General features: G+C 64.8%; 4 protein-coding genes. 1 reads left to right on the plus strand and 3 read right to left on the minus strand.

The genetic code is table 11. The features are described 5' to 3' along the window. Nucleotides 1–351: CrcB family protein (locus VEZ38_RS03365; RefSeq protein WP_324891936.1), on the minus strand; the 351-nt coding region annotated here is incomplete at its 3' end. Nucleotides 352–448: 97 nt separating this feature from the next. Between VEZ38_RS03365 and VEZ38_RS03370 the strand changes: the two genes are divergently transcribed. Beyond that, complete coding sequence (locus VEZ38_RS03370) at nt 449–742, plus strand: rhodanese-like domain-containing protein (RefSeq protein ID WP_324891939.1); 294 nt, start codon at nt 449–451, stop codon at nt 740–742. 15 nt (nt 743–757) lie between these two features. Here the strand turns inward: VEZ38_RS03370 and VEZ38_RS03375 are convergent, their stop codons facing one another. Next, nucleotides 758–1,282 (minus strand): shikimate kinase, encoded by a 525-nt coding sequence (locus VEZ38_RS03375; protein ID WP_324891937.1) that lies wholly within the window; start codon nt 1,280–1,282, stop codon nt 758–760. Nucleotides 1,283–1,418: 136 nt separating this feature from the next. Then, a partial coding sequence (gene gndA, locus VEZ38_RS03380) for an NADP-dependent phosphogluconate dehydrogenase (RefSeq protein WP_324891938.1) occupies nt 1,419–2,698 on the minus strand: 1,280 nt, incomplete at its 5' end.

Consider the following 2,698-nt stretch of genomic DNA (forward strand, 5'->3'; position numbering starts at 1 on the left):
TCCCGCGCCGGCCAGCAGCGGGCCGCCGATCGCGGACGCCGCGACGTACGCCGCGGCGGCGAGGTAGCGCTCGTCCGACAGCAGCGTCCAAGCCTCGACGCCGAAGGCGGACATCGTCGTGAACGCGCCAAGGAAGCCTGCGGCGGCGGCTTGATAAGCCGCCTTCGCCTTGCCCGACTCGGAGTACCGGCCGGACAACCATCCAAGCGCGTATGCCCCGACGAGGTTGACGCCGAGCGTCCCGTACGGGAAGACGAACTCCGGCGCCGAGGTCGCCCAAACGCCGACGCCCCAACGCGCGACGGCGCCCGAGGCGCCGCCCGCGGCGATAGCCGCCCATGCGTAGCGCATCCCGCACCTCCGAATTGACTTGAAGATTGCGCAGTCGTAAGATGATGGCAGATGTCGGTATCTACCGCACGCGAAAGGAGCAACCGCTATGAACGACATGCGCACGATCGATCCCGAGGCGCTGGCCCGTCGGTTAGACGCCGGCGAGCCATTATGCGTCATCGACGTCCGCGAGGACGAAGAAGTGGCCGCCGGCATGATCCCGGGCGCCAGACACATCCCGATGGGCGACATCCCTGACCGGCTCGCGGAGATCCCGCGCGACGGCGAGGTCGTCCTCGTCTGCCGAAGCGGCAACCGAAGCGGCCGCGTCTACGCCTACCTCGCCGCGCAAGGCTACGCCAATCTGCTGAACATGAACGGCGGCATGATGGCTTGGGAAGCCCGGTAATGATCGGCGAACCGATTAGAGTCGGCGGGCCAAGCCGGTCCGTTCGATAATGCTCTCCACCGTCTCCCGAACGTTGCTCCGCGACGTATCGATGACGAGATGAGCGAAATCGTACGCGTTCTTCCGCTCCGCGAGGAGCCGATGAACGCGTTCTTCTTTATCGCCGGCAAGCAGCGGGCGATTCGAATCCCCGCGGAGCCGCGCGAGGAGCACTTCGGTAGGAGCCGTCAAAGCGACGACGAAGCCCCCGCCGAGCATCGCTTCTCGGTTCGCCTCCCGAAGCACGGCGCCGCCGCCGGTGGAGACGACTTGGCGTGAGCCGGACAAGACAGAGGTCAGCACCGACGTCTCCGCGTCGCGGAAATACGTCTCGCCCTTCTCCTCGAACAGCTCGGGGATCGACCGACCTTCCCGCTCGACGACGGCTGCGTCCGTATCGACGAACCGCCATCCGAGGCGATCCGCGAGCGCGGAGCCGACCGTCGATTTCCCCGTCCCCATGAAGCCGATCATCACGATGTTCCGTTTTTCTGCGTGCACTGCGCTCCCCGTCCCCATTTTTTTCACATCATACCATAGCGAAGGCAGGCGGAACAGCCCATTCCGCAGGGGATCCGATCCGAATCGTCGAAAAAAAAGCCCGCCGCCGCTGTTCGCGGACGGAAGGCTTCTTCCCTTACGCCATCCACTCGAAGTGGAACGTTCCTTCCTTGTCGACCCGCTCGAACGTGTGCGCGCCGAAGTAGTCGCGCTGCGCCTGCAGCAGGTTCGCCGGCAGCCGCGCCGTCCGGTACGAGTCGTAGTACGCCAGCGCCGACGAGAACGACGGCGTCGGGATGCCGCGCGCCACGGCCGTCGCGACGACGCTCCGCCATGCGTCTTGGTACTTCTCGACCGCATTCTTGAAGTAATCGTCGAGCAGCAGGTTTTTCAGCTCCGGATTGCGGTCGTACGCGTCCGTGATATTCTGCAGGAACTGCGCGCGGATGATGCAGCCGCCGCGGAAAATTTTCGCGATTTCCCCGTATTGCAAGTCCCAGCCGAAATGCTCGGAAGCGGCGCGCATTTGCGCGAAGCCTTGCGCGTACGAGCAAATCTTGCTCGCGTACAGCGCCCGGCGCACCTGCTCGATGAACTCGGCTTTGTTGACTTCCGCGTGATTCGCCGCCGGTCCGCTCAAAATCTTGCTCGCTTCGACGCGCTCCGCCTTCATCGAGGACAAGAACCGCGCGAACACGGATTCCGTGATGATCGACAGCGGCACGCCGAGGTCCAGCGCGCTCGCGCTCGTCCACTTGCCCGTGCCCTTCTGGCCGGCCGTGTCTTGAATGAGGTCGACCATCGGCAGGCCCGTCTCCGGATCCTTCTTCAGGAAGATGTCCGCCGTAGTCTCGATCAAGTAGCTATCGAGCTCGCCGCGGTTCCACTCCGCGAAGATCGTGTGCAGCTCGTCGGCGCCGAGACCCAGCACGTCCTTCAGCAGCTGGTACGCTTCGCAGATGAGCTGCATGTCGCCGTATTCGATGCCGTTATGCACCATCTTCACGTAGTGGCCCGCGCCGCCCGGTCCGATGTACGTGCAGCACGGCTCGCCGTTCACGTGCGCCGAGATCGCTTCGAAGATCGGTCCGACGAGCTCGTACGCGTCCTTCGGGCCGCCCGGCATGATCGCCGGCCCCTTCAGCGCGCCTTCCTCGCCGCCGGATACGCCCGTGCCGATGAAGCGGAAGCCCTTCGCCGTAAGGTCGCGCTCGCGGCGCTGCGTGTCCGGGAAGTACGCGTTGCCGCCGTCGATAACGATATCGCCTTGGTCGAGATGCGGCAGCAGCGACTCGATCGTCTTGTCCGTCGGCTCGCCCGCCTTGACCATGATCATGATCTTCCGCGGCGTCTCGAGCGACGCGACGAATTCCTCGACGCTGAACGCGCCGACGAGGTTTTTGCCTGCCGCTTCCT

The organism is Paenibacillus sp., assembly GCF_035645235.1.
Classification (GTDB): domain Bacteria; phylum Bacillota; class Bacilli; order Paenibacillales; family YIM-B00363; genus Paenibacillus_AE.

What these genes read in the sequence shown, in the direction of transcription:
- VEZ38_RS03370 (WP_324891939.1), top strand. Translation starts at nt 449, where the DNA reads ATGCGCACGATCGATCCCGAGGCGCTGGCCCGTCGGTTAGACGCCGGC.